The 18,371-nt window shown below is 51.5% G+C and carries 15 protein-coding genes; 8 read left to right on the plus strand and 7 right to left on the minus strand.

Going from position 1 to position 18,371, the window contains the following annotated elements; genetic code table 11:
- Positions 1 to 62 precede the first annotated feature (62 nt).
- The 7 genes from minC to DDY07_RS21850 all read left to right on the plus strand — a co-directional run bounded on the left by minC (position 63) and on the right by DDY07_RS21850 (position 9,456).
- Positions 63 to 803: a septum site-determining protein MinC gene (gene minC, locus DDY07_RS21820; RefSeq protein WP_101054456.1), complete on the plus strand. Its 741-nt coding sequence runs from the start codon at positions 63 to 65 to the stop codon at positions 801 to 803.
- A 21-nt stretch (positions 804 to 824) separates the two neighbouring features.
- The gene (gene minD, locus DDY07_RS21825; protein ID WP_033157742.1) at positions 825 to 1,637 is read left to right on the plus strand and encodes a septum site-determining protein MinD; all 813 of its coding nucleotides are present in this window, start codon (positions 825 to 827) and stop codon (positions 1,635 to 1,637) included.
- Positions 1,637 to 1,891: a cell division topological specificity factor MinE gene (gene minE, locus DDY07_RS21830; protein WP_020483546.1), complete on the plus strand. Its 255-nt coding sequence runs from the start codon at positions 1,637 to 1,639 to the stop codon at positions 1,889 to 1,891. The genes minD and minE overlap by 1 nt, the downstream gene beginning before the upstream one ends.
- 101 nt (positions 1,892 to 1,992) lie before the next feature.
- Complete coding sequence (locus DDY07_RS21835) at positions 1,993 to 2,190, plus strand: winged helix-turn-helix domain-containing protein (RefSeq protein WP_020483545.1); 198 nt, start codon at positions 1,993 to 1,995, stop codon at positions 2,188 to 2,190.
- A gap of 303 nt (positions 2,191 to 2,493) precedes the next feature.
- Positions 2,494 to 5,295, plus strand: a complete 2,802-nt coding sequence (locus DDY07_RS21840) for a glycosyltransferase (RefSeq protein WP_171697422.1) — start codon at positions 2,494 to 2,496, stop codon at positions 5,293 to 5,295.
- A 416-nt stretch (positions 5,296 to 5,711) separates the two neighbouring features.
- Positions 5,712 to 8,075, plus strand: a complete 2,364-nt coding sequence (locus DDY07_RS21845; RefSeq protein ID WP_171697423.1) for a TonB-dependent receptor — start codon at positions 5,712 to 5,714, stop codon at positions 8,073 to 8,075.
- 139 nt (positions 8,076 to 8,214) lie between these two features.
- Entirely contained in the window at positions 8,215 to 9,456 is a 1,242-nt protein-coding gene (locus tag DDY07_RS21850) for a sialidase family protein (RefSeq protein ID WP_253734577.1), read from the plus strand.
- 59 nt (positions 9,457 to 9,515) lie between these two features.
- Here DDY07_RS21850 and DDY07_RS21855 read toward each other — a convergent pair whose 3' ends face one another.
- Positions 9,516 to 10,412 carry a phosphoribosylaminoimidazolesuccinocarboxamide synthase gene (locus DDY07_RS21855; protein ID WP_171697425.1) on the minus strand — a complete coding sequence of 299 codons (897 nt, stop codon included), beginning with the start codon at positions 10,410 to 10,412 and terminating at the stop codon, positions 9,516 to 9,518.
- A gap of 69 nt (positions 10,413 to 10,481) precedes the next feature.
- Here DDY07_RS21855 and djlA point away from each other — a divergent pair, with 69 nt between their 5' ends.
- Positions 10,482 to 11,285, plus strand: a complete 804-nt coding sequence (gene djlA / locus DDY07_RS21860) for a co-chaperone DjlA (RefSeq protein ID WP_171697426.1) — start codon at positions 10,482 to 10,484, stop codon at positions 11,283 to 11,285.
- 84 nt (positions 11,286 to 11,369) lie between these two features.
- On the opposite strand, the gene DDY07_RS21865 is transcribed toward djlA, so the two are convergent.
- The 6 genes from DDY07_RS21865 to DDY07_RS21890 all read right to left on the minus strand — a co-directional run bounded on the left by DDY07_RS21865 (position 11,370) and on the right by DDY07_RS21890 (position 18,367).
- The gene (locus DDY07_RS21865; protein WP_020483539.1) at positions 11,370 to 11,531 is read right to left on the minus strand and encodes a hypothetical protein; all 162 of its coding nucleotides are present in this window, start codon (positions 11,529 to 11,531) and stop codon (positions 11,370 to 11,372) included.
- 157 nt (positions 11,532 to 11,688) lie between these two features.
- On the minus strand, positions 11,689 to 12,249 hold the full coding sequence (locus DDY07_RS21870; RefSeq protein WP_171697427.1) for a YigZ family protein: 561 nt from the start codon (positions 12,247 to 12,249) through the stop codon (positions 11,689 to 11,691).
- 1 nt (position 12,250) lies between these two features.
- Positions 12,251 to 12,994 carry an ABC transporter ATP-binding protein gene (locus tag DDY07_RS21875; protein ID WP_171697867.1) on the minus strand — a complete coding sequence of 248 codons (744 nt, stop codon included), beginning with the start codon at positions 12,992 to 12,994 and terminating at the stop codon, positions 12,251 to 12,253.
- A complete protein-coding gene (locus DDY07_RS21880) occupies positions 12,991 to 13,752 on the minus strand; it encodes an ABC transporter permease (protein ID WP_171697428.1) in 762 nt (253 codons plus the stop codon). Before DDY07_RS21880 ends, DDY07_RS21875 begins: the two co-directional genes overlap by 4 nt.
- Positions 13,752 to 14,717 (minus strand): ABC transporter substrate-binding protein, encoded by a 966-nt coding sequence (locus DDY07_RS21885; protein ID WP_216614794.1) that lies wholly within the window; start codon positions 14,715 to 14,717, stop codon positions 13,752 to 13,754. The genes DDY07_RS21880 and DDY07_RS21885 overlap by 1 nt, the downstream gene beginning before the upstream one ends.
- 347 nt (positions 14,718 to 15,064) lie before the next feature.
- Positions 15,065 to 18,367 (minus strand): EAL domain-containing protein, encoded by a 3,303-nt coding sequence (locus DDY07_RS21890; RefSeq protein ID WP_171697429.1) that lies wholly within the window; start codon positions 18,365 to 18,367, stop codon positions 15,065 to 15,067.
- Positions 18,368 to 18,371 lie beyond the last annotated feature (4 nt).

Here is an 18,371-nt window from a genome sequence, read left to right on the forward strand (position 1 = left end):
GTGCTTTTTGTCACGGAAAATGATAGTATTTCGGGCATTCAGTAGCGGATTTTCCAAACTCGATGTCAACCGGCGCACCTACTTCGCAAAAAATAGCTTTGGAGTTTAAAAGCACGTCACTGACCGTGCCGGTGTTGCTGCTAGCCAGTAACGACATCTCTCTGATCGATCAGCAGCTCAAGGAAAAAGTGGTTCAAGCTCCCGAGTTTTTTAAAAACTCGCCCTTGCTGATCGATCTGCAAAAACTTAACGCGCAAAATCTGCCAATTGATTTCACCGAAATAGTCACTATCGTCCGTCAGCACGGCTTCATGCCGATAGGGGTGCGCGGCGGTAACGAACATCAGAACGGTGACGCCTTGGCTATGAATTTGCCCCAGCATTCCCTGCACGGCAGCAATGTGCCCTTAGTCAATAAAGCACCGGCAAAAACCTTGCCGACACCGGCTGCGGAAGAGCAAAAGCAAGCTAATCAGTCAATTGAAAATAAGTTGGTGACACAGCCGATACGCTCGGGCCAGCGGGTTTATGCCAAAGGCGATTTGATCGTCACCGCAACCGTTAGTGCCGGCGCGGAAATCATGGCGGAAGGTAATATTCATATATACGGATCCCTGCGCGGACGAGCGCTCGCCGGCGTGCTGGGTAATGTCAATAGCCGTATTTTTTGTTCGGATTTGCAAGCCGAACTGATTTCGATAGCCGGCATTTACCAGCTCAGCGACGATTTGAGCAAGTATCCAGCACACAAGCCCGTACAGATCAGTCTGGATAACCAGACGCTGATTATCAAAGATATTTAAGCTTTTCTTGGAGGAACAACATTGGCCAGAATTATCGTAGTAACATCGGGAAAAGGTGGTGTGGGCAAGACCACAACCAGCGCCGCTATCGCGATGGGCTTAGCGAAGCGCGGACATAAAACCGCTGTGATCGATTTTGATGTGGGGCTGCGTAATCTCGACTTGATCATGGGATGCGAGCGTCGCGTGGTTTATGATTTGGTCAATGTGATCAACAACGAAGCCACCCTAAATCAGGCCCTGATCAAGGACAAGCGTTGCGACCAGTTATTTATATTGCCGGCATCGCAAACCCGTGATAAAGATGCTTTAACAACGGAAGGCGTCGGCAAAATTCTGGAAGAATTGTCCAAAGACTTTAAATACATCGTTTGTGACTCGCCGGCAGGAATAGAGCGCGGTGCTACACTTGCCATGTACTTTGCTGATGATGCATTTGTGGTAACCAACCCGGAAGTCTCCTCCGTTAGGGATTCGGATCGTATGCTGGGTATCTTGTCCAGCAAATCGCGCCGCGCCGAGAATGGCGAAGAGCCGATCAAGGAGTATTTGTTGTTGTCGCGTTATTCGCCGGATCGGGTGAAATTGGGGGAGATGCTCAGCGTTGACGATGTACAGGAAATTTTGTCGCTACATTTGTTGGGCGTTATCCCGGAGTCCAAGTCGGTGTTGAATGCGTCAAACTCAGGCACACCGGTCATTCTCGACGAGCAAAGCGATGCAGGTCAGGCTTATGCAGACATCGTGGCGCGTTATTTGGGCGAAACCAAACCACATCGTTTTATCGAGGAAGAGAAAAAAGGCTTATTCAGTAAGCTATTCGGGAGCAAGTGATGAGTCTCTTAGATTATTTCAGATCCTCGAAAACCAATACGGCATCGCTGGCCAAGGAGAGATTGCAAATTCTGGTCGCCCATGAGCGTGCATCCAGAAATCAACCGTCCTATTTGCCCGAGTTGCAGCAAGAATTGCTGGCGGTGATCCGTAAATATGTCAATGTCGGGCAGGATGCCATTACCGTTAATTTTGAACAGGATGGAAACCAGGAAACCCTGGAACTTAATATTGTGCTACCTGATGAGCGTTAGTTGTGCTGACTGGCTTTTGCTGCGGCTTGTGCCGCGTGAGGCTGGATAGCACGACTAAAACCCCCCGATTTTTTTTGTTGTTTAAATGATGAGGAGTTGAAATGGTGGATACAATTGGCGAAGCAGCTGGAGCAGTCTGGCAATACTTGCATACGCATGGCGAAGCTAGCGTTAATAAAGTCACGACCGAAACCGGCTTGGGTAAGAACGACGTTCAGCGAGCGATCGGTTGGCTGGCTAAAGAAGACAAACTGAATATTGAAATGAAAGGCCGCGTAGAAACCCTTTCATTGAAATAAAAGTTTTCCCGCAACCTGCTTAAGGTTGAGCTAAGCGTGGCGACATTCAATACCGGCTCTTTGCCGGTTTGAGCGTCGCCGGGGTTTGACCTTGGGCGGATTCCTAAATGCCGCTGTGTTTTGTTGGTAAATCTGTTACCTGACAGGAATGCGTGGCCCGCTTAGACACGCGCCAGTCGCTCTGTCGAAATCAGATACCGTAGCAAACGCATTTAAATTTGCCGACGGAATGGCTGCGTAATGCCGTGAAAATTAAAAAATACTGATTCTAATAACCCTCTATTGCGGAGTCTTTCTGTCGAAATGAAAGCCAAAATTGCCACATTTTTCACCTTGGTGCTACTGGTTGTCATCAACCTGGGTATCTGGTCTTACGTCAATAATCCGTTAAAACTGCCATCCTGGAGCGATACCATGATGGGGGTGACCTTTAACCCCAAGGGGCGCGATTTCAATCCTGCTGACGGGGTATTTCCCACCAGAGAACAAATTCAATCCGATCTGGAGTTATTGTCCGGTAAAGCCCATTCGATAAGAACCTATACCGCGTTGGAGGGCATGGAGGTTGTGCCTGAGTTGACCGCCAAGAATGCGATCAATCTGGCGATGGGCTGCTGGGTGGATTTGGTTGATGACGATAGCGCCGAGGACGATCCGCAAAAAAAGTTAGAGAACACGCAGAAACGGCTGGATAAAAATCAGCGCGAAGTCGAAAGTCTAATCAATCTAACCAATCAATATCCAAAAACCATTGTTCGCACGCTGGTGGGTAACGAATCCTTATTGCGTTACAGAAACAAGGTTAGTGGACCTATCGCACAGAAAGTCCGTCAAGAATTTTCCGGTTCGATGAGCGAACAAGATTTGCAGCTGAAAATCGAGGCGGATGTTAAGGCGGAGGTGGCCGGCAAAGCCAACGAACTGATAGAGTACGTTCGCGAAGTAAAAAAACGCACCTGGAAACCGGTGAGTACGGCTGAAACCTGGGATATATGGGTAGCAAACCCGGCCTTGGCGGCGGAAGTCGATTACATCGCTGTGCACATTCTGCCCTATTGGGAAGGTGTGCCGGTCGATTTACCCAAAGGTGCGGAAGGCGATAACGCAGTCGAATATGTGTTCAAGCGTTATTACGAATTGCAGCAGTTGTACCCCAACAAAACCATCGTGATTACCGAGGTGGGTTGGCCATCCGACGGTCCTCCGCAAAAAGCCGCCACTGCTTCGTTGGCGAATCAAGCCAAGTTTTTGCGTGAGTTCCTGAATCGCGCGACTGCCGAAAACATTATTTACTATGTGGTCGAAGCGTTTGACCAGCCATGGAAGATCAAGCTGGAAGGTACGGCCGGTGCTTACTGGGGCTTATTCAATGCTGATCGTCAGCCTAAGTTCCCGATGGAAGGTGACGTACTGGCCAATCCAACCTGGCGTAACTGGGCTAGTGGCGCTGCAGTACTCAGTATTATCTTGATGGCGGCCTTCTTGTTTACCCGTAAGAGCTTGAAGCTGCCGGGTAAATTTTTCTTCGGTATCGTCGCCAACTTGGCGGCGTCGGTATTGTTTTGGTCGGCATCGATTGCCGCCGCTCAATACCAAACCAGTTTTTCGGTGGTGTTCTGGGCGATTTTGCTGATGATGCAGGCCATGGCCATCTTGGTGTTGCTGACTGAGAGCCTGGAGATTTCTGAGGTCATCTGGCACCGCAAGGGCCGCCGTACTTTCCAGCCGTTGACGCCGCCGGCCGGTTTCCGTTATCCGAAAGTTTCGATCCATTTGCCCATCCACAACGAGCCGCCGGAAATGGTGCGCAAGACCTTGAATGCGCTGGCTAAGGTCGATTATCCGAACTACGAAGTATTGGTGATGGATAACAACACCAAAGATCCGACAGTTTGGCAGCCGGTGCGTGAAGATTGCGACCGCCTCGGGGCGAAGTTCCGCTTCTTCCATCTGGACAACTGGCCCGGTTACAAGGCCGGCGCGATCAACTATGCGTTGACCAATACCGCTGAAGACGCCGAAATCATCGCGGTTATCGACAGCGACTACATTCTGAACCCCGATTGGCTGAAAGCGATGGTGCCGTATTTCGACCAGGAAAATGTCGGCTTTGTGCAGTCGCCGCAGGATTATCGCGATTCTGGTCAAAGCACGTTCAAAGATATTTGCTACTGGGAGTATGCAGGCTTTTTTAATATCGGCATGGTGCAACGTAACGAATTCAACGCCATTATCCAACACGGCACGATGACCATGGTCCGCAAGTCGGCGTTCGACAAAGTTGGTCCTTGGGGTGAATGGTGTATCTGCGAGGATAGCGAATTGGGCTTGCGTCTTTATGAAGCGGGTTACGACTCGGTGTACTGCAAGGAGTCTTTCGGTCGCGGCCTGATGCCGGATACGTTCTCCGGCTATATGACGCAGCGTTTCCGCTGGGTATACGGCGCGATGCAGATCATCAAAAAGCATTGGCGGCATTTCTTGCCCAACAAAAAGTCTTCGCTTACGTCGGCACAGCGTTACTATTTTGTGGCAGGTTGGTTGCCTTGGTTTTCAGATGCCTTGGCCCTGTTGTTTACCGGCACCAGCTTGATATTGACCGCGCTGATCGTGTCGGATCCTATTCATAGCGAATTGCCGGTAAATGCCTTTCTGCTGCCGACCATAGGCCTGTTTGCATTCAAGATTTTGCGCGGTTTGTGGTTGTACAAAGCGCGGGTGGCTTGTTCAATGCTGCATGCATTGGGTGCGGCGCTGGCCGGGTTATCGCTGACGCATACCGTGGCACGGGGTACCTTGCAAGGTTTGTTTACCTCCGGCAAACCCTTCATGCGGACACCGAAATACGAGCAGCAAGGGCCGTTGGTCGCTGGTTTGCTGATCATTTGGCAGGAGTTGTTACTACTGACCTTGCTGGTGGCCGGCATCCTGGCGATGCGCTCTATCGAACATTTCGATAACTTGAGCGGCAGGTTGTGGATGGCGGTATTGGCGGTGCAGTCAGTGCCTTATGTCGCCACACTGCTGACGATTCTGATCAGCGTTGCGCCCAACTACTTTCCTGGCAAAAAGCTCTCTGCCGATGAGTTAGACGCGGACGAATAAGTACCGCTTGCTTGGTCTCTGAAAACCCTTGTCGGCTGAAAAGCTGGCAAGGGTTTTTTTGTTTAGCGGGCGAGGACCGGTTCCAGTTGCTACCTGAGCTGTTGTCGCTGTTTTGAGTGTCAGCATCAAAACAATGGATGTGGCGGCGAATAAAATAAACTGTGTTATATGACTTATTTCTAGTGAGTCATTTGCCGTATAAATTGGTGGTTGTAGTGGCGTATTTGATGATGTGTTGTATTAATTGATTGATAAAAAAGCACAATTGTAATTAGGGTTATAAATTGCTTATATCTACGAATGGCTGTTTTAAAGTGTGTGAAATCACCGGAAACCGTTGGTGTTTTAAATAGCGCTTTTGCCGACAATTAGTCCTTAGCAAGAACAAACCGCATACCTTCGCAATTTTTAAACCTATGAAACACGCAAAAATCAAACTTAGCGCCAAGCCCTATTTAATGGGGGCGATGCTGCTTACTGTGTTGCCGGGAGTCTCGGCGACCGAAGATGGCAAGACAGACAACAAAACTGGTAGCAATCAAACCGCAATATTGCCGGAAATGACGGTTACTGCCGAAAGCGGAAAAGCCGCTACGCAAACAGCTACCGAAAAATACAAATTGCCTGCTGTGACCGAAAGCGTTACCCGCGAGAAGATGGAAGATACCATCAACGTAATGAACACCGAGGATGCCATAAAGTATTTGCCTAATATTCTGGTGCGCAAACGTTATATCGGCGACAAGGAAATGCCGGTGTCTATGCGTACCTCCGGGACCGGTTCCAGTGCGCGCAGCTTGATTTATGCGGACGGCATTTTGCTATCGTCGTTGCTGGGCAATAACAACGGCATGACCGGTTCGCCGCGCTGGAATATGGTCTCACCGTCAGAAATCGAGCGGGTTGATGTGATGTACGGACCGTTTTCCGCAGCCTACGGCGGTAACTCGATAGGCGGTGTCGTTGATATTACGACGCGGATGCCTGAGAAATTCGAGGCCGGCGGCGGCGTGCAGTCTACTTGGCAAGAATACGATGTTTACGGCCATACCGATGTCTACGACTCCCAGCAGTACACGGCCAATCTGGGTAGCCGACACGGCGACTTTTCCTGGCGTTTCGATGTCAGTCATTTGGATGCGCACAGCCAGCCTATCAGTTATACATATCTTCCCACTAGTTCCGGCACGGGTGGCGTACCCGTTACCGGCGCCGTCGGCGATGTCGATAGAAGCGGCTCCCAAAGAATCTTTGCCATAGGCGAAGGCAATATCAGGCATACGGTGCAGGATAATTTTAAGTGGAAACTGGCTTACGACATTACGCCCACGCTAAAAGCCTCCTACACATTGGGTTTGTGGCAAAACGACGAAAGCGGGGGCTTCAATAGCTACTTGCGCAGTGCCACTACCGGAGCGCCGGTTAATAGCGGCCTAATCAATATGAACGGTCGAAACTATAATCTGGGTTCGACGTTTGCCGAGAACGATTACCAGCAGATGCATTGGTCGCACGGTATGGCGCTAAAATCGAACACCGGCGGTATTTTCGATTGGGAACTGACCGGCAGTGTGATCAATTATGGTCAGGATGAGCAACGCGCGCCCACGGTTGCGCCCAATCTCGCCGCAGCAGGCGGTGCGGGAACTCTTACCAGCCTAAACGACACCGGTTGGCATACTGTGGATGCTAAAGGTATATGGCGTCCGGATTCCGCATGGGGACCGCATCATGTCAGCTTTGGGTTTCATCATGATCTTTACGAATTAAACAACCAACAATATGTAACCTCCAATTGGATCTACGGTGCACCAGTCCGCTTAAATACCAATTCGCAAGGCAAGACCGAAACCAACGCGGTCTGGATTCAAGACGCATGGACATTTGATCCGGATTGGACGTTGACCTTGGGCGGACGTATGGAGAACTGGAACGCCTTCGATGGCACTAACACCGGTTCAAACGGCAGAACGATCAATCAGTCTAACCGTAGCGATTTAAGGTTTTCGCCAAAAGCCTCGCTGGCCTGGAAGCCGACTGATAGCTGGAAATTTACCAGCTCTATTGCTCAGGCTTACCGTTTCCCAACGGTGACGGAACTGTTCCAGGGTACCAATATCACCGTCAGCGGCACCTCAAATATTGTGAATCCCAATCCAACGCTAAAGCCTGAAGAGGCATTGTCTTCCGAGCTTTCCGCGCAATATTTTCTGAGCGAAGGTTCGTTGCGTTTGAGCTTATTCCACGAAAAAGTCTACGATGCCATCTACAGTCAAACGACTTTCAGTCCTGTCACTAACTCGACATTATCATATGCGCAGAACATCGACCAGATCAGCACCTACGGTTGGGAGTTTTCCGGCGAGCACAGTAATGTCGTTATCGATGGCCTGGATTTGTCGGGTAACGTGACCTGGGCGAATTCGCGCATCGATAAAAATGCGGCCCTGCCTGCGTCTGTCGGCAAGTATCAGCCCAGAGTGCCGGAGTGGCGCGCCAGTGCCACGGCTACATACCATGTGACGAAAGACTTTACGTCTTCAATCAGTGGACGCTATAGCAGTCAACAATATGGGCAAATCGATAACAGCGATGTCAATCCGGATACTTATACCGGCACCGGTAGTGCGTTTTTCGTTGTGGATACCCGTGCCAAATATCAACTGACCAAGCAACTGACGCTTTCAGCGGGTATCGACAATATTACCAACGAAAAATATTGGCTGTTCCACGTGTTTCCGCAGCGCACCTATATCGCGGAATTGAAATTTAACTATTAAGCGGTTAATAAATGTATTCAACCAGGATAGGGCAGAGCTCATCTAATCCTGGTTGTGCGTTAAATGACGCAGTTTAATTTTGCCCGGTCAAGCGGGTAAAAATGTTCGTAACTTTCCGGACACTTACTAAAAGACGATGATGAAATTTCAACTCCCTTTGGCAATGGTTGCCTCGTTGATTTTGACTGCATGTGCCAACGAGCCGATCACAAGTAAGCAAGGCGCTGAGGCGGCTAAGCTTGAACAGCGTACCGACCAAAAAGCATTGTGCGCCGATCTGCAAGCAAGCCCGGCGATCGGATGTTCCGAGACGGTGACCGCGACTTTCGACAATAGCGGTGTGCTGTGGTTGGCTTGGGTGGTTCGCGATCATATCTATGTGCAATCGTCTACCGATAAAGGTCGGAGCTTTTCCGCACCGGTTGCGGTAAACGCCGAGCCGGAAGCTATTGCTGCGCGCGGTGAATACCGGCCAAAAATCAAACTCGATGCGCAAGGCAATCTCTATCTGACTTGGACCCAGAATCTGGAAAAACGCCATACTGGCAACATTCGCTTCAGTCGCTCGACGGACGGCGGCAAGAGTTTTTCCAAGCCGGTGACGGTCAATGACAATCTGGACGTGATCGGTCACCGCTTCGATGCGTTGGCGGTGGGGAAGAATGGCGAGATTTTTGTGGCTTGGCTGGATGCGCGCGACAAGGAAAAAGCCAAGGCCGCTAAGCAAGAGTTTGCAGGTACTGCCGTGTATTACGCCTGGTCGGACAATGGCGGCAAAAGCTTCTATCCCAACAAAACCGTGGCACCGCATAGCTGTGAATGCTGCCGTTTGGGTGTGGAAATAGATGCAGACAATTTGCCGGTGGTGCTGTGGCGGCATGTTTATGAAGGCAATATCCGCGATCATGCGCTGGTTAAATTTAAGGATTGGCACACCCCTGGAGCGGTGCAGCGCGTCAGCCAAGAAAACTGGAAAATCGATGCTTGTCCGCATCATGGCCCGGCCTTATCGATTGCCGACAATGGCGTTTACCATTCGGTATGGTTCAGCGGAGCCGCTGATAAACAAGGCTTGTTTTACGGTCACTCCCAGGATGGGGGCCTAAGTTATTCGCCGGCCTACCATTTCGGCAATCAAGGCGCCAAACATCCCAACGTGTTTGCCAAGGGTGAGCAGGTAGTGGTGGTTTGGTCGGAATTCGACGGCAGCCATAATCTGTTGCAGTTGATTAAGTCTAATGATGGCGGACTGAGTTGGTCGCAACCCGAAGTCGTCGGTAAAACGGCGGAAAGCGCGGACGATGCTTTTCTGTTGAGCGATGGTGAGAGTGTTTTTCTATCTTGGCAAACCGCGCAGGGTTATCAATTCAAGCCGATTTAGGTTTTAGTGATCCAAAGCCATCCCGCTAGTGGCGCGGGATGGCGGCGTGGATGATAGTTTCAATTTCCAATCAGTTTCAATTCGGCTTCCCGATATTTTTCCGCGCATTTTCTGCTAACTTCTTCCGGCAATTTCGGACCGGGCGCGGTCTTATTCCAATCCAAGGTTTCCAGGTAATCGCGTAGATATTGTTTGTCGAAGCTAGGCGGGCTGATGCCGACTTGATATTGCTCGACCGGCCAAAAGCGCGAGGAATCGGGGGTCAAGGCTTCGTCGATCAAGTACAGTGTGCCGTCTTCGTCCAGGCCAAATTCGAATTTGGTGTCGGCGATGATGATGCCGCGTTCGCGAGCGTAATCGGCGGCCGTGGTGTAGAGCCGCAAGCTGGCGTCGCGCACTTTGTCGGCCAGTTCCTCTCCCATTAACGCTACCGTATCGGCGAAGCTGATGTTTTCGTCATGGGTGCCCATTTCGGCCTTGCTGGACGGCGTGTAAATCGGCTGCGGCAATTGTTGCGCCTGTTGCAAGCCGGCCGGCAATTCGATACCGCACACCGAGCCGCTGTTTTGATAATCCTTCCAACCCGAGCCTATCAAATAGCCGCGCACGATAGCTTCCACCGGCAGCGGTTTCAGGCGTTTGACGATGATGGCCCGGCCTTCCACTTGCGCCCTTAAATCGGAATCGGGAATTACATCAGCCAGCGTCAAGTCATCACTTAAATGATTGGGAATAATATCGCGCATTTTTTCGAACCAAAAATTACTCACCCGGGTCAACACGCGGCCTTTACCGGGAATCGGATCGGGCATGATCACATCGAACGCCGACATCCGGTCGGAAGTGACGATCAATAGATGTTTGTCGTCGATCTCGTACATGTCGCGGACTTTGCCGCGGCCGAGCAATTTCAAATGCGGCAGGGAAGATTCGTAAAGTGCGGCGGGGGCATTCATAATACGTGTGTGGAGTCAGTGAAAAGTGGCTGCAATTTTATCATTAAACCTGTTGAGGGTAGGAAACGCATGAGTTGGCTGGGCAAGTTGGTAGGTGGGGCGTTTGGATTTATGTTGGGTGGGCCGTTGGGGGCGATTTTCGGTGCGTCGGTAGGGCATCAGTTCGATGCCGGACTGGACGGGATGGCCGGCGAGTCATTTAATCCCGGCGATCAGCAGCGCGTGCAAATGGCGTTTTTCACCGCCACTTTCGCGGTGATGGGCCATGTCGCCAAGGCGGATGGCCGGGTTTCCAATGAGGAAATCGGGCTGGCTAAACGGGTGATGGACAATATGGAACTCAGTGCCGAGCTGCGCGAAGCCGCTATTCAACTGTTTCAGCAGGGCAAGCAGGTCGATTTTCCGTTGACGGAAGTGCTGCGGCAATTTCGGGTGGAATGTCATCGCCGGACTAATCTAGTGCGCATGTTCGTGGAAATCCAGATTCAAGCGGCGTTTGCCGACGGTGTTTACGATGCCAAGGAAGAAAAGCTGTTACTGGATATTTGCGCGCAACTGGGTGTATCGCGTTTCGAATATCAGATCATCAAGGGGCAAGTACAGGCGCAACATCGTTTTCAGCAGTCCGGTGAACAGTTTCATACGGCTAAAGCAGGTTTGTCGAAATTGGAAGATGCGTACGCCGTGTTGGGCATAGCCTCAACGGCCGACGATGCGGAGGTGAAAAAAGCCTATCGGCGCCTGATGAGTCAGCACCATCCGGACAAATTGGTGGCCAAGGGGTTACCCGAGGAAATGATGCAGATGGCCAAGCAAAAGACTCAGCAAATCAGGAAAGCTTACGAAACGATACGGGAAACAAGAGGTTTTTAAAAAGAGCCCGCCTGCCACGGAGGCGGCTGACGGGCTTGAAATAAACAGATTAACTGCTTAACAACGAGGGAGGTACAACAAAACTTAAGCGCGAAACGAGTCGCTAAAATCCAGATTGCTAGCGATGGTTGCAGCGCCGAATAGCATGGTGGAGATGATGAACTCGCCAGACATGAAGCCAAACACGCCGGTGGTGAAAAACAGGCCGGTGAGTACGTCTTTATACAGATTGTTCGATTTGTTCATTTTTGCTCCTAGACTGAATACAGTCGATACCAATGAAGACGACTTTAATATAAGCTTTATTTTTTTATTTACAATACCGGCGATAGTGGATTGCTTGTTTCTTTTTTAGAAACAATATTGAAATAAAGTTGTCATCTAGGCTTGCTATAAGCTGTTTTTAATCCAGGAATACGCTAAGCGCGGACAGATTGCGCTTGGGGAGTTTGACGGTCAGTCTTACCGAATCGGAAAAATCCTGACCGATAATGCTGCCGTCCAGTTTTTTTAACTGGTATTCCAGCGCTTGTAGTCGGTGGTAATCCAGATTCAATGTCAGCTCGGCGAATTCAATGTATTCGACAATGTCGGCAGCTTCTATGACTTGCTTGGCGACATTGCCGTAGGCGCGGGTCAAGCCGCCCGCGCCCAGCTTCACCCCACCAAAATAGCGAATCACCGCCACCACCAGATTGATTAATTGCTTGCCTTCCAGATGCTGAAAGATCGGCTTGCCGGCGGTGCCGCTGGGTTCGCCGGCATCGTGAAAACGGCAAATCAGACCGTCCGGCGACTGGATACGGTAGGCGTAAACGATATGGCTGGCGTCGGGGAAGCGTTGATGCAAATCCTTTAATAACAACAAAGCTTCGCGCTCGGTCTGGCAGGGGCTGATGATACCGATGAAGCGGGATTTCTTGATGATTTCCTCGACTTCACAAGTCTTGACGACGATTTGCACCTTACAAAAGTCCGTTGATAGCCGGGTGCCGGTTCAGCAAGTGCTCGCGAAACGCTTCGATTTGCGCTTCGTCGTTACGCCGTTCGCGCGGAATGTCCACTGAAATATCGCTGACAATCCGCATTGGTGGCGGTGACAGAAAAATCAGGCGGTCTGCCAGCGCAATCGCCTCGCGCAGGTCGTGGCTGACGAATAGTACCGTATGCGGCCGTTGTTGCCACAGTGAATACAACAGATTTCTCACCTGCCGGGCGCTGGGCGCGTCCAGCGAGACGAAGGGTTCGTCCATTAGCAGAATGTCCGGATTGATGGCGAAGGCACGGATGATGGCTACCCGCCGCTGCATGCCCAGCGACAAGCGCTCCGGATAAACCTGCTGCACGTCGCTCAGTTGCATGTCTGCCAATAACGAGTCGATCAAGGCGGCGGGCGGCGTTTGCTCGAATACCACTTCGATATTTTGCCGGACGGTATACCAGGGCAGTAATCTGGGATTCTGAAACACATAACCGATCCTGGCGGTTGTGGCTTGGCGGCCTATTTGAATTTGGCCCTGATAGTGGCTATCCAGGCCGGCAATCATATTCAACAAAGTGGTTTTACCGCAGCCGGATGGGCCGAGTAGACAGACGAATTCGTTACGGCCTACGCCGAGTTGTAAATCGGCAATCGCTTGGTGTTGGCGGTCTTCGGCATGCCCAGAGCGATAAGTTTTATCCTGGATGCTGATGGTAATATCGTTCATCGCCGCCACCGTAAAGCCTTGCGGTCCAGCGGTCGCAGCAACAGCCATTCGATCAGTTGGATGACTGCAACGAAGGCAAAGGTATAAGCCAGCAGGCTGGCGACATCGAACAATTGAAAAAACAGATGCAACTGATAGCCCATGCCGTTGCTGCGGCCGAGCAACTCCACGACCAAAATGATTTTCCAGATCAGCGCCAGACCGGAGCGCGTGGCCGCCATCACGAACGGATGCAATTGCGGCCAGATCACATGCGCCAAGGTTTTTCTGCGGTCGAAACGGTAGCTTGCAGCCATTTCCAATAAATCCTTGTCCAGTGCCCGCGTGCCTTCACGGATGGTGACAATCACATTCGGCAGTTTATTGATGACCACGGCCAGAATCGCCGCCGATTCGGCCAATCCGAACCAGACGTAGCAAAGGATGATGGTGACCAGCGCAGGAATGTTCAGGAAGATTACCAACCAGTGATCGAAGAACGCATCCAGGGTTTTGTTGTTACCCAGCGTCACCCCTATCGCGCAGCCCAATACCATCGCAATCGAGAAGCTGACCAGCAGCCGCAGTAGCGTAAGCCCTAAATGGTAGGGTAGTTCGCCGGATTGAGTTGCTTGCCAAAATACCTGGGCGACCTGGAGCGGATAGGGTAATGTTGGACTGTGGACCAAGCCAGCCGCCAGCTGCCAGATGCCTAGCAGCGCTAACAGCGATAGCAGTGTGACGGCAGACTGGTTAAGTTTAAAAGTGCCCGTCAACATTAGTCAGCCGACCAGAACGTCCCCGCTTGTATTTGTGCCGATTGGCCGGTTAGCTTGTTATTGCTGAGTTGATGCAGCATGGCGTAGATTTTTGCGGCGGCGCTTTGCTGAGTGGCGCCCCATTGTTCCACGCGGCCTTGGCAGTAACGCTCCCGGAGTTTTTGTTGTTCTTTCGGACTGGTCGCGTCGGTGAGCGGCAAAATTTTCTGCCATTCCGCATCGGAACTGCACAGGGTGTCGTGAGCTTGCTTGCCGAGACTCAAGAATTGTTTGAACGCTGCTTTATGTTGATCGGCCCAGTCCTGTTTGAACACATAGCCGATGCTGGGTACTGTTTCGTTGATGCCGAGTTGGCGGATTATCTCCTCGCCGCTCAACTGCGCCCGGTAGCCTTGCGCTTCCAAATGCGCGGCAAATTGCCAGAAGGTCAGCAAGGCATCGACGCGCTTTTCCAGTAGTTGCTGGCTCAGTAATGGCGGCGCGCCGTAGATTTTTTCCACGCCGGTATTCAGGTCCACTTGCTGTTGCTGTCCCAACGCTTGTAACAGCAGCCAGTTCTTATCCAGTTCGCCGCCGGCTATGCCCAGTTTTTTACCTTTTAAATCGGCCAGCGACTTGATCGGGCTATCGGCAGGTACCAGCAATACGCCGGAGGTATCGGAAAACGGGTAAAAACTCAAATTGGTGCCGGTGCTGCGCATGCTGGACGTCCAGATCCAGTCGGAGACGATCACATCGACTGAGCCAGCTTGCAGCGCAACCTTACCGGCTTGCTGATTGGCAACCGCGATGTTTTCCACGTTGAATTCCGCATTGTCTAGTAGTCCTTGGTTGCGCATCGCCGCCAGCTCCCAGTTTAAGGTGCCGGCGGCCATAGCGCCTATGCGGATAGTGGGTTTTTCATCGGCGTTGGCAAATTGCGGCAATAAAGCAGCAATGGCAAACAGGCAAGTTTTTATATTCATCTGCAAAGTCCCTAGTCGGATGGTTAACGCAACGATTTTAACGCAGCCGCCCCCAATACGAGAATGTTTGTCGGATTTGTTTGGAGCGGAATGCGTTGTCCAAGGTTTAAGGGCAAACCGTTTGACCGATATTCCCAAAAGCCCGAGCCCACTAGACCACACGAGTAACCAGGGGTTCCGGCATGGCGGGGTAGGGAGGAATTCACGGCCTAGGTTAAAAAAGCTGATTAGCAAGCTGCGCTACCGCCGCAAAATCGGCCTTTCGGCAAGGCATGCGGATAGCGCTGGGCTTACCGATTCGGGAATATTAAAAGCTGTGGCGTAGACATTTTCCGTGGCTTAACAGCCTAGGATGCAGTGGGAAGTAATCTGTCTTCTCGCTCAAATCTGCCGGCGGCCACCGGCCGGCCGGTGTAATAGCCTTGGTAGGATAGGCAGCCTTTATCACGTAAGAAGATCATTTGTTCCTGGTTTTCCACGCCCTCGGCAATCACGTGTAAACCTAAGTTTTTAGCCATATTGATAATGGTCTCCACAATTACCGCGTCGTTGGGGTCGCTGGCGATGTCGCGGACGAAACTCTGATCGATCTTTAATTGGCTGATGGGCAATTTTTTTAAATAAGACAGTGAGGAATAGCCGATACCGAAATCGTCGATGGAGGTTTTTACGCCCAGGGTTTGCAAATCGCGCATTTTTTCCACGGTGTCGTCTATGTCGCTGATGACGCAGCCTTCGGTCAGTTCGATGACCAGACGCTCAGCCGGCAGTTCGGCGTCGATCAAAATGCGTTTTACTTGGTCGACAAAATCGGCCTGGCGGAATTGCCGGGAACTGACGTTAACCGCTACATGATGGATAGGCAGGTTCTGCGCGTCCCACACCTTGATTTGCCGGCAGGCCTCGCGCATCACCCATTCGCCTATCGGCAAAATCAGCTGGGTATCTTCGGCAATGGGGATAAATTCCGCAGGGGAGATCATGCCCTTTTCCGGATGTTGCCAGCGGATTAGCGCTTCGGCGCTGATTACTTTGCCGAGGTGATCGACCTGCGCCTGATAGTGCAGTAAAAACTGCCGCTGTTTCAGCGCCTGACGAATCTCTTTTTCCAAGGTTAAACGGCGGTCGGCCGTTTCCTGCATCGACGGACGGTAAAAACTGATGCCGTTACGGCCGCTTTCCTTGGCCCGGTACATCGCCGTATCCGCCTGCTGTATGACCGCTTCCGGCTGCTCGGCCACCTCGGGAAACAGGGTCACGCCTATGCTGGTGGAAAAGTGATGTTCGCTGCCCTGAACCGTGAAAGGTTGATTGATGGTGTGCAGGATTTTTTCCGCCAGCATCGCCGCGTGACTGGTCGCTTGCGACAGTTGCGAGTAGCGGCCCGGCACCATCACGATAAATTCGTCGCCACCCAGCCGGCAAGCGGTGTCTTCGTCGCGGATAATCGATTTGAGGCGTTGGGCAACCTGGATCAGCAATTCGTCGCCCACTTGATGGCCGCGCGAATCGTTAAGGGTTTTGAAGTGATCCAAATCCAGAAAAAACAGCGAACCGTAATAACTTTGGCGTTTGGCGGCAGCGATCTCCTGTTTCAGGCGGTCCAGCAGCAAACGTCGGTTCGGCAAGCCGGTCAGCGGGTCGTAAAATGCCAGTTCATGGATTTCCCGCTCGGCGGCTTTTTTCTCGCTGATGTCGGAAAAAATCGCCACATAATTGAGCAGGCGATCCTGTTCGTCCCTCACGCCGGTCACCGTCAGCCATTCCGGAAACACGTCGCCGTTTTTGCGCCGATTAAAAATTTCGCCCTGCCATTGGTTATCCTTGGCCAAGGCTTGGGTCAAAGTTTGAATAAATCCGGGAGCTTGATGGGTCGACGACAGAAAATCCGGTTGCCGGCCAATCACTTCTTCCGCGCTGTAACCGGTGATTTTGTTGAAAGCATTGTTGACGCGCAAAATTGCCCCATTGGCATCGGTGACGATAATGGCCTCGTGCGACTGGAATGTGGTTGCCGCGATGCGGAGTTCGTTTTCCTGCTGTTTACGGCGTTCGATCTCGGTATTCAGCGCTTGGTTGCTACGCAGCAAATCGCGGGTTTTTAGGGCCACTAAATCTTCGATGCGGGCGGTGCGTCCGCTCATCAGCATTAAACCGAAGCTGGTCAGGCCGCAGAGCAAAAAGCTTCCGGACAACAGCCACCAAACCGTCCAGGGATTTTGTTGCGTATAAAACTCCGGCAGCGGTTTATATTCGAGCGTCCAATTCCGGTCGGCGACCGCCAGCGCTTGCCGCTTGCTTGGAAGGAAGTAATGCGTTTTCGATTCAATGCCTTCGGGAGTGCTGCGGTATAACAGCTGGTCTTGATCATAGATCGCTACCGACAAACGTGTGCTTTGTAAGCGTCCGGACAGTTCCTGAATCTCGTGGCTTAATTTAAAAACATTCGAGACCAATCCGACAAAAAACTGTTGACGCTGGGCGCTGGTGTTTAGCGATTTTCCTTTGAGATAAATCGGGGAGTAGATGGCGAAGCAGGGCTGTTTGTCGTCGCAGACCATGCCGTCCGTCACCACCGTTTCGCCGGAATTAATCGCTTTTTGGATTGCCGCTAATAGTTGTGGGTTGCTGGCAACGTCGAAACCAATCTTTTGCTGGTTGCCGAAGGCGTAAGCAATGGGTAAATAAACATTCCGCTTACCAGCCGGTATCAATTGCTGATTGCGGTTGTGCTCGTGAATGGTGGTTTCTGTCTGTTGTTCGAATGCGCTACGGTCTTCGGCATTGACTCTGGGTATCCATTCCAGTGCCTCCAGCTCGGGATGTTTGCTGAAAATGGTATGGGCAAATAGCCTGAACTCGTTGGGATTGACCGATTCCGAGCTGTCGAATAAGGCTTTCAATAACTGATTATTCAGAATATCGTCGCTGAAATGTTCCTGGAGGTTGGTATGGGTCAGATTAATCTGGTTGTCGAATAGCCCATTGAGGCGTTGATTTTCCAGATTGCGGCTGTAGACGAAGGCGATGACCACCAACAATAGCGAAATCGATAACGGATAGGCCACGAATTTTTGCCGTTGCCGCCAGATATGCCGCGGGGTACCGATAAACAACAGTAGCAAGGGCGCGAAGATCACCGTACCTATGGCATCGCCTATCCACCAGGTACACCAGTTCAGGCCGATTTCTTCCGCATCAATGGTGTCGAAAATGTACAGAAAACTGGTGCCGACGCTAGCCGATATTAAGCAACTGGCAATTGCCAGCAAGAAAAACCAGACGACATGCCGATCTTCCATCAACGGATTGTGTTTGCCTATCCAGCGGTTGATCAGGGACGCTCCGAGCAAGGGCTGGGCGATGGCGCCGACGCTGGCGGCGGCGCCTACCCAAATCGGTGTAAACCAATCTTCCGGGGTGGCCAGATCGCCAAAAGCGTAAATTTGCGTGCCCAAGCTGCCGATGATCAGACCCGGCAATAATTTGGGGCCATAACCAAGCAGCGCGGCTAAAGCGATACCCGCTGACGGCCATATTGGGCTGGCATGGCTGGGCTGCATCGCCAGCATATGCCCGAGATAGCCGCCGATAAAATAGGCCAGGGCCAAGGCGCTGTTCAGCAGAAAAAATCTAAAAGCTGTCGGCATGATT

It is taken from the genome of Methylomonas sp. ZR1 (assembly GCF_013141865.1).
In the GTDB taxonomy this organism is placed as follows: domain Bacteria; phylum Pseudomonadota; class Gammaproteobacteria; order Methylococcales; family Methylomonadaceae; genus Methylomonas.

Bases quoted from the DNA above. Each gene is read 5' to 3' on its own strand.
- minE (WP_020483546.1), top strand. From the start codon at position 1,637: ATGAGTCTCTTAGATTATTTCAGATCCTCGAAAACCAATACGGCATCG.
- DDY07_RS21845 (WP_171697423.1), top strand. From the start codon at position 5,712: ATGAAACACGCAAAAATCAAACTTAGCGCCAAGCCCTATTTAATGGGG.
- DDY07_RS21875 (WP_171697867.1), bottom strand. From the start codon at position 12,994: ATGAACGATATTACCATCAGCATCCAGGATAAAACTTATCGCTCTGGG.
- DDY07_RS21835 (WP_020483545.1), top strand. From the start codon at position 1,993: ATGGTGGATACAATTGGCGAAGCAGCTGGAGCAGTCTGGCAATACTTG.
- DDY07_RS21885 (WP_216614794.1), bottom strand. From the start codon at position 14,717: ATGAATATAAAAACTTGCCTGTTTGCCATTGCTGCTTTATTGCCGCAA.
- DDY07_RS21890 (WP_171697429.1), bottom strand. From the start codon at position 18,367: ATGCCGACAGCTTTTAGATTTTTTCTGCTGAACAGCGCCTTGGCCCTG.
- DDY07_RS21880 (WP_171697428.1), bottom strand. From the start codon at position 13,752: ATGTTGACGGGCACTTTTAAACTTAACCAGTCTGCCGTCACACTGCTA.
- djlA (WP_171697426.1), top strand. From the start codon at position 10,482: ATGAGTTGGCTGGGCAAGTTGGTAGGTGGGGCGTTTGGATTTATGTTG.
- DDY07_RS21865 (WP_020483539.1), bottom strand. From the start codon at position 11,531: ATGAACAAATCGAACAATCTGTATAAAGACGTACTCACCGGCCTGTTT.
- DDY07_RS21850 (WP_253734577.1), top strand. From the start codon at position 8,215: ATGAAATTTCAACTCCCTTTGGCAATGGTTGCCTCGTTGATTTTGACT.
- DDY07_RS21855 (WP_171697425.1), bottom strand. From the start codon at position 10,412: ATGAATGCCCCCGCCGCACTTTACGAATCTTCCCTGCCGCATTTGAAA.
- minC (WP_101054456.1), top strand. From the start codon at position 63: ATGTCAACCGGCGCACCTACTTCGCAAAAAATAGCTTTGGAGTTTAAA.
- DDY07_RS21840 (WP_171697422.1), top strand. From the start codon at position 2,494: ATGAAAGCCAAAATTGCCACATTTTTCACCTTGGTGCTACTGGTTGTC.